The sequence below is a fragment of the Dactylosporangium sp. NPDC051541 genome, from assembly GCF_044454505.1.
In the GTDB taxonomy this organism is placed as follows: domain Bacteria; phylum Actinomycetota; class Actinomycetes; order Mycobacteriales; family Micromonosporaceae; genus Dactylosporangium.
On the sequence record NZ_JBITDU010000011.1, the window covers coordinates 309,366 to 316,780 of the forward strand.

General features: G+C 71.4%; 9 protein-coding genes. 6 read left to right on the top strand and 3 right to left on the bottom strand.

Annotation, left to right across the window (positions count from 1 at the left end):
• Nucleotides 1–173: 173 nt before the first annotated feature.
• Nucleotides 174–629, bottom strand: a complete 456-nt coding sequence (locus ACIA8L_RS39760; RefSeq protein ID WP_395912799.1) for a hypothetical protein — start codon at nucleotides 627–629, stop codon at nucleotides 174–176.
• Nucleotides 630–796: 167 nt separating this feature from the next.
• Here ACIA8L_RS39760 and mtnA point away from each other — a divergent pair, with 167 nt between their 5' ends.
• Nucleotides 797–1,783 carry an S-methyl-5-thioribose-1-phosphate isomerase gene (gene mtnA, locus ACIA8L_RS39765; protein WP_395912801.1) on the top strand — a complete coding sequence of 329 codons (987 nt, stop codon included), beginning with the start codon at nucleotides 797–799 and terminating at the stop codon, nucleotides 1,781–1,783.
• 110 nt (nucleotides 1,784–1,893) lie between these two features.
• Here the strand turns inward: mtnA and ACIA8L_RS39770 are convergent, their stop codons facing one another.
• Complete coding sequence (locus ACIA8L_RS39770; RefSeq protein WP_395912803.1) at nucleotides 1,894–2,898, bottom strand: prephenate dehydrogenase/arogenate dehydrogenase family protein; 1,005 nt, start codon at nucleotides 2,896–2,898, stop codon at nucleotides 1,894–1,896.
• Nucleotides 2,899–3,010: 112 nt separating this feature from the next.
• On the opposite strand from ACIA8L_RS39770, the gene ACIA8L_RS39775 reads away from it, so the two are divergent.
• The 5 genes from ACIA8L_RS39775 to ACIA8L_RS39795 all read left to right on the top strand — a co-directional run bounded on the left by ACIA8L_RS39775 (nucleotide 3,011) and on the right by ACIA8L_RS39795 (nucleotide 6,389).
• On the top strand, nucleotides 3,011–4,144 hold the full coding sequence (locus ACIA8L_RS39775; RefSeq protein ID WP_395912805.1) for a hypothetical protein: 1,134 nt from the start codon (nucleotides 3,011–3,013) through the stop codon (nucleotides 4,142–4,144).
• 174 nt (nucleotides 4,145–4,318) lie between these two features.
• Entirely contained in the window at nucleotides 4,319–4,834 is a 516-nt protein-coding gene (locus ACIA8L_RS39780; protein WP_395912807.1) for a hypothetical protein, read from the top strand.
• A 46-nt stretch (nucleotides 4,835–4,880) separates the two neighbouring features.
• Entirely contained in the window at nucleotides 4,881–5,048 is a 168-nt protein-coding gene (locus tag ACIA8L_RS39785) for a hypothetical protein (protein WP_395912809.1), read from the top strand.
• A 135-nt stretch (nucleotides 5,049–5,183) separates the two neighbouring features.
• Complete coding sequence (locus ACIA8L_RS39790; protein WP_395912811.1) at nucleotides 5,184–5,714, top strand: tRNA adenosine deaminase-associated protein; 531 nt, start codon at nucleotides 5,184–5,186, stop codon at nucleotides 5,712–5,714.
• A gap of 249 nt (nucleotides 5,715–5,963) precedes the next feature.
• Nucleotides 5,964–6,389 (top strand): nucleoside deaminase, encoded by a 426-nt coding sequence (locus ACIA8L_RS39795; protein ID WP_395912890.1) that lies wholly within the window; start codon nucleotides 5,964–5,966, stop codon nucleotides 6,387–6,389.
• A gap of 204 nt (nucleotides 6,390–6,593) precedes the next feature.
• On the opposite strand, the gene ACIA8L_RS39800 is transcribed toward ACIA8L_RS39795, so the two are convergent.
• Complete coding sequence (locus tag ACIA8L_RS39800) at nucleotides 6,594–7,040, bottom strand: acyl-CoA thioesterase (RefSeq protein ID WP_395912813.1); 447 nt, start codon at nucleotides 7,038–7,040, stop codon at nucleotides 6,594–6,596.
• Nucleotides 7,041–7,415 lie beyond the last annotated feature (375 nt).

Here is a 7,415-nt window from a genome sequence, read left to right on the forward strand (position 1 = left end):
GAGACCGCCGAGCCCGTGGGCCTGGCGGTCCTTCGCTGCCGGCGCCCGGATCCTGGGCGACCTCTGCACCCGGATCGTGCGCGACCTCTGCCACCCGAATCCTGGGTGGTCTCTGCCATCCGGATCCTGGGCGGTCTCTGCCATCCGGATTCTGTGCGGCCTTTGCGGTCGGTTCAGGTGCGGGAGGCGCGGTGCGGGGCGAGTACCGTTCGCGTGCGGGTCAGGGTCGCGAAGGGGTTGGCGAACTGCAGGACCAGCGCGCCCAGTTCGGCACCGGGGCGGCACTGGATGATGAGGAGCTGGTCGCCGCGGCGGACGTCCCAGAACGTGTCGCCGTGCGTGCCGGCCGTGATGATGCCGTCGAGGTGCAGGCCGTTGCGGTGCACGGCGTTGTGGCGCACCGGCAGCGGCGGGGCCTCGGAGCGGGGGGCGATGCGGATGGAGGCGACCACCGCCAGTGGTATTTCAATGCGGTCGCGCCTGGTCCACAGGCGGTCCAGACCCTGCGGCTCGATGACGAGCGCGCTGTCGGTGACCGTCAGCTGGAGATTCGTCGGGACCTTCATCAACGCGAACAAACCCGCGGCCAGCACAATGGGGACCGCCGCGAGCACCAGTGCGGAGCTCATGAAAACCGAATGTACGCGCGTCGACGTCCGCGGCCGGCACTTTCGCGCAAACCGAGCCGGAAACCGAGTCCGGACTGACCGAATGCCGCCGTAAAACCGGGTCGGGCCGAGCGCCGGAGATCTGAAAGGATGAATTCCATCGGGCGACAAGAGGGTGTGAGTGATTGATGCACGCGATTGACTGGATTGACGGTGCCGTCGTCCTCGTGGATCAGACCCGGCTCCCGGGCCAGGAGGTCTACCTGCGCCTGGAAACGGTCGCTGACCTGGTCGCGGCGATTCAGCGACTCAGCGTGCGCGGGGCTCCGGCCATCGGCGTCGCGGGAGCGCTGGGGGTCGCGCTCGCGGCGAAACAGCATGCCGATCCGGCGGAGCTGGAGCAGGCGGTACACCGGCTGGAATCGGCCCGGCCGACGGCGGTGAACCTGGCCCGGGGCGTGCGGCGAACGGCGGCGCTGTTGCCGTCCTTCGATGCGGTGCTCGGCGAGGCGCTGCGGATCCGGGACGAGGAAATCGCCAGTTCGAAAGCGATGGCGCGGCTCGGGGCCGACCTCGTCGAGAAACTCTGCGGACCGGGCGCCCGGCTGCTGACACATTGCAACACCGGCGGCCTGGCCACGGTCGTGGACGGCACAGCATTGGCCGTCGTCTTTGAGTTGTACCGTCGCGAAACCCTCGGCGGCGTCATTGCCAGCGAGACCCGCCCGCTCCTGCAGGGCGCCCGGCTCACCACGTGGGAGCTGCGCCGGGCCGGCATTCCGCACCGGCTCGCCGTCGACTCCGCCGGCCCGTTCCTGATGGCCCGCGGCGAGGTCGACGCGGTGATTCTCGGCGCCGACCGGATCTGCGCGAACGGCGACGTGGTGAACAAGATCGGCTCCTACGCCCACGCGCTCGGCGCGAAGGCGGCCGGCATTCCGTTCATCTGCGTGGCGCCGGAGTCCACGGTCGATCTCGCGACACCGTCCGGCGCGGAGGTGGAGATCGAGGATCGGGGTTCCGCGGAGGTTGCGGGTACCACTGCGCCCGAAGGAACCGAGGCCATCAATCCAGCCTTTGACGTCACTCCGGCCGACCTGGTCACCGCGGTGGTGACCGACCGCCGGGTCTTCTCCGGCCGGGCGGACGGCGCGGATGGCCTTCGCACCGGCTGAGCTGCGCGTTTAGGCAGGGCGACGGCGCGGTTGGTTTTGCGGTCGGCTGAGCTGCGCGTTTAGGCAGGGCGGACGGCGCGGATGGCCTTCGCACCGGCTGAGCTGCGCGTTTAGGCAGGGCGGACGGCGCGGATGGTTTTGCGGTCGGCTGAGACGGACTCGATCCAGCCGCCGACGCGGCCCAGGCGCAGGAGGACGTCGGCGCGGGCGGGCAGGTCGGCCGACTCGCCCGGCTCCGGCGGCCAGGCCAGGCGGGCGTTGTGGCCGGGGGTGAGCCACGGGATGAGCGCACCGATCGGATCGGAACCGTCCAGTGCGGCCCGGGCCGCGGCCAGGTCGGCGAGGACGGCGTCCAGGGCGCGGCCGACCGCCGGTGCGTTGCCCCCGCACATCGCGGCCGTGAGCTCGGGGCGGGAGGCGGCGACACGGGTGCCGTCGCGGAAAGATCCCGCCCCCAGTGTCCCGGCCAGGGGGTCGCTGGAGATCAGGGCGGCCACGGCCGCGGCGACCAGGTGCGGCACGTGTGAGATAGCGGCGGTGGCGGCGTCGTGCTCGTCCGCGGTGGCCGGCACGACCCGGGCCCCGAGCCCGGTGATCAGCGCCGCAAGGTCGACCCAGTCCCGCAGGCCGGCGCCGTCCTCGGTGAGGCAGAGCACCCAGGCGCAGCCGTTGAACAGCCGGGGATCGGCGGCGGTGAAGCCCGACGTCTCCCGGCCCGCCATCGGGTGGCCGCCGATGAACGTGGCGAGCGCCTGCCCGCCCGTGCGCAGCCGGTCGGCGGCGAGGTCGCGGACCGGGCCCTTGACCGAGGTGACGTCGGTGACGACGCCGACGTATCCGAGCGAGGCCAGCTCGTCGAAGACCGACCCCACGGCCGGCAGCGGCACCGCGACCACGGCCAGCTCGGCGTCGCGGACGGCGTCGGAGATGGAGCCGGTCACGTGCCAGCGCGCGTTGGCGGGGGCCTGGGCCGCGGCCGTGCGCGCGGTGGCCCTGGTCGCCGGGTCGGCGTCATAGCCGCTCACTCGGTGCCCGTGCGCCGCGAGCGCCCGCAGGAGCGAACCGCCGATCAACCCGAGGCCGATCACCGCCACGTTCAACGTCGCATCACGCACTGCGGAACTCTCGCACACCACCCGGTCACCCGTTCGGCTCGGGACGCCCGCCGAACGACTTACGCGTACCTATTGCTGCGTTTCGGTAATTACATCCCGTTACCGTGCTTCCATGCGTGTTATCCCTTTTGTGGCGGCCGCCGTCACGGTCGTCGCCGTCCTCTCCGGGGGCATCGCGAGTGCGGCCGGCATCCAGCGCAGTCCACTGCGCTCGCCGCAGTTCGACGGCACCGTCTACACCACCGCCTACCTGGGCGAAACCGTGTATGTCGGGGGTACCTTCGGCAACGCGATCGTCAATGGCCGCTCCATCCCGCGGGCCCGCCTCGCCGCCTTCAACGCCCGCACCGGAGCCCTGCTGGACTGGGCCCCGGCCGCGGATGACACCGTCCGCGCCCTGGCCACCGATGGTAACTCTGTGTATGCGGCTGGTGACTTTTCGCGCATTGCCGGTGCGAAGCGCGACTCGCTGGCCAAGCTGGACGCGAGTACGGGTGCGGTCGATGGGTTCAGCCACGCGATCACCGGCTCGCCGGCGACGCTTGGGGTCGGGGGCGGGCGGCTGTACGTCGGCGGCCGCTTCACCCAGGTCGACTCCGCGAAGCGGACCAACCTCGCGGCGTTCGACACCACCACGGGCGCACTCGATCCCCGCTGGGCCCCGGCGACCGACAACGCCGTGGAGGCGCTCGCGGTGACCACCGGCCGGGTGTACCTCGGCGGCGACTTCCACCGGACCGCCAACGTCGCCAACACGCCCCGCCTCACCGCCGTCGACCCCGTCACCGGTGCTCTCGACAAAGGCTTCCTGCCGCGGCCGCCCGCACCTGTGCTCGCGATCGCGGTCGGCAGCGACGGCACCGTGTACGCCGGGATGGGTGGCACGGGCGGCCGCGCTGCCGCCTATGGACCGGCCGGGAAGCAGCACTGGATTCGGGTCTTCGACGGTGACGTGCAGGCCGTGACGGCGCTCGGCAGTGTGGCGTACATCGGCGGGCACTTCGACCGGGCTTGCAAGACCACCAAGAACGGCAACCAGGGCGCCTGCACTGACGGCTCGTTGCCGCGGGTGAAGCTGGCCGCGGTTGACGGGGCGGGGCGGCTGCTGGACTGGGCGCCACAGGCCAACGGGGTTGTCGGGGTGCGCACGCTGACGCCCAGCGAGCCGCTGCGGCAGGTCGTGGCCGGGGGCGAGTTCACGATGGTCGCCGGGTCCAGCTGGAAGCGCATCGCCGTCTTCGGCTGAGTTTCCGGCCTTGTCCTGGTCTCGGCCCCGGGCCGAGCGGTGGTCTGGCCTTCGGGCTCAGCGGCGATTTGGCTTTGTGGCGGACGGTGGTCCGGGGCGCAGTCGTGGGGGACGGCCGGGCGAGCTCGAAACGCCTGGCCGTCTTTGGCTGAACTCCCGGGCTAAGCTGCAAATGTGAGCGAGTCGCAGTGGAAGGAGCCCGGCGGTTCCGCAGGCGGCCAGGCGCAGGCGACCGCCGCGCCGGGAGCCTGGCCCGGCGCCATGGGGCCGCCGATGGTCGGGCCCCCGCCGCGCCTGAGCGCCCAGCCGCCGACGTCACGGCCGCCCACTCCGGCCGCGACCATGGGCACCTGGCAGGGCGCGCTGCGACCGCCGGTGTTCAAGGTCAGTCAGCCCCGCCCGACCTACCGCGAGCCCCTGCCCGTCCGTGGCCAGTCGGTCGCCATCGGCGGGGCCGCGGGCGCGGCGTGGATGCTGCTGTTCGGGCTGATCTTCAACGGCTCGGCCCGTTCATACGTCTGGGTGAGCCTCATCGCCGGCTTCGTCGCCTGGGGCGCGGCCGCGATCCTGGCCCGCTTCGGCGACCGGGGCGCCGCGGTCGGCGTGGCCGCGTCGAGCGGCGTCGCGGTGGCGATCGCGGGCATTCTCGTCGCATACCGTCTCGCCGGCGGTGACTGGCTGCTCTGGTAGGAAGCCGCCTCTTGACGTGGGTTGCGGCGAGGATCACTCTCGCACCATGGCTTTGAGGCTGCAGCGGCTCGATCCCGAGCGGCGCCGCCGGCGGCTCGCGCTGCTGGTCGAAATCGCGGATGCCAAGGCGCTCCGCGAGCGGCTCCATCCTCGCCGACTGCGCGCCGACCGCCTGCGCGAGCTCATCGCCACCCGTCGACGCATCGCGGGCTGATCCGGTCGGCCCGGGCGGCCCGGATCACAAAGATTCAGACGACTCGCCGAGGCGAAAGCCGGGGCCCTTTGCCGCCAACAGGCAACCCGCTCGAATAGTGTTCACGCGTACCGACGAGCACCGACCGGGGGGACCGTGTCGCACTTCGCTGCCGCTGTCACGCGCGGCGCTGAGGGCTGGGCCGCAGCCGAACTCGACCTCAGTGGCGTCGCCGACATCGAAGAGATCACCGATCGCCTACGGGACACCGACCCGGAGGCGTCCGTATCGCTGCTCTTCGTCGAGTCCGACGATGCCTACCTGGTGATCCTCCGCCTCGACGAGGGCGAGGACCTGCGCGTCTTCGGCTCTGACCAGGTGTTCGCCGAGGAGTCACGCCTGGGCGCGATCCTCCTGGGCGACATCGAGGAACAGGTGCCCGAGATCGCCGACGCCGACGACGACGATGAGCCGGACGACGAGGACGAAGAGGAGGACGAGCGCCCCAAGGCGGAGGCCGACATCGAGCCGGCCGGCGACCCGGAGCTGCTCGCCGACCTGGGGATGCCGGGCGGCCGGCTCGTCGAGCTGTGCGCCCAGGAGGGCATGCTCCCGGCCGACCTCACCGCCGAGATCTGCCAGGCCATCGGGGCCGGCGACGAGATCGAGGAACTTCGCGAGGCCTGATGCGCGCCCGGCCACTCTGATGCGCAGCCCGACCACATCGATGCCCAGCCCGGTCAGGTCGATCCGCGGCCGGTCATCTCGGCTGCGCGGCCTGGTCACTCGGTTGCCCGGTCCGATCACGTCGATGCGCGCCTGGGCCACGTTGGTGCACGCTCAGGTCACGCTGGTGCACGCCCCGGTCACGTTCATGCACGCCCCGGTCACGCTGATGCGCGGATGGCCAGTTTGATGCGCCGCTGGGAACCGGCGATGCGGCGGGCCCTCGAGGTGGCCGCCGCCGCCGGCGACGACGTCCCGATCGGGGCGGTGCTACTGGGCCCCGACGGGGCCGAACTAGGCGCTGCCCACAACGAGCGCGAACTGACCGGCGACCCGACCGCACACGCCGAGATGTTGGCCATGCGCCGCTCGGCCGGTTCCAGCGGCTGGCGCCTCGAGAACTGCACCCTGGTAGTCACCGTCGAGCCGTGCACCATGTGCGCGGGCGCGATCGTGCTCGCCCGCGTCGGCCGGGTCGTCTTCGGTGCGTGGGAGCCAAAGACGGGCGCCGCCGGCTCACTATGGGACATGCTGCGCGACCGACGGCTCACGCACCGCCCAGAGGTCATCGCCGGAGTACTCGAGGCCGAGTCCTCCGCCCTGCTACGCGACTTCTTCCGCACCCACCGCCAGTAGCCGACACCCCGCCACGCCGGCCCACCCACCTTCGCAGGTCTGCCGGAAGACGGGCCCTCACCGCCGTTGCGCAACCTCTTCCGCATCGACCGCCAGCAGCCGCTCGGCCCGACACCCCCGCAACGCGATCCACGACCCGCAACGCGATCCACGACCTGCAGCGCCGACCAGCGTGCCTTCGCAGGTCTGCCGGAAGCCGGGCCCTCACCGCCGTTGCGCAACCTCTTCCGCATCGACCGCCAGCAGCGGCCGGCACAACACACGCGCCTCGTCGGTCCACGGCGCCGGGCGCAGCGTACGTGGATCGAGCTTCACGTTGACCCGGCGCCCCTCAGCGTGCACCGTCCCGCCATCCGGAGACAGGATCCTGAACCCGTACACCGCGCTGCTTTCGCCCAACGTCTCGATCCAAAAATGCACACCGATTTCGCCGGTACCGCGAACCGGCGCCCGATACGAAATCGCGTACTCAGCGACCGCGTGCATCGCATCCGGCGACGAGGGCCGCCCCCCGTCGAACGAGACGCCCCGCTCGCCCCACCACTGCGACAGCGCCCGTTCGAGGAAAACGGCGTAACGCGCGTTGTGCACGATCCCCATCGGATCGAGGTCATCGAAGTGCACCGTGAACGGTGCGACATGGCCGGCCATCACGCCTCCAGGAGAAGTTGCGGTGCGGAACTGAGACCGCACAGCCGCACCGAAGCGGCCGTACGCACATGCGCGTGAACCCTGGTCACCAGCCGACGGCTGCCTGAAGCCCCGCGGCCAGAACACCCTGTCCGCGAGCAGCCGACCATCACGCCTCCGCGCAGCCGCACCGAAGCGGCCCTACGCGCGTGCGCATAAACCTTGCTCGCCGGCCGACTGCACCCTGGAGATCCACGGCCCGAACACGCTCTTCGCGAGCAGCCGGCCATCACGCCTCTGCGCAGCCGCACCGAAGCGGCCCTACGCGCGTGCGCATAAACCTTGCTCGCCGGCCGACTGCACCCTGGAGATCCACGGCCCGAACACGCTCTTCGC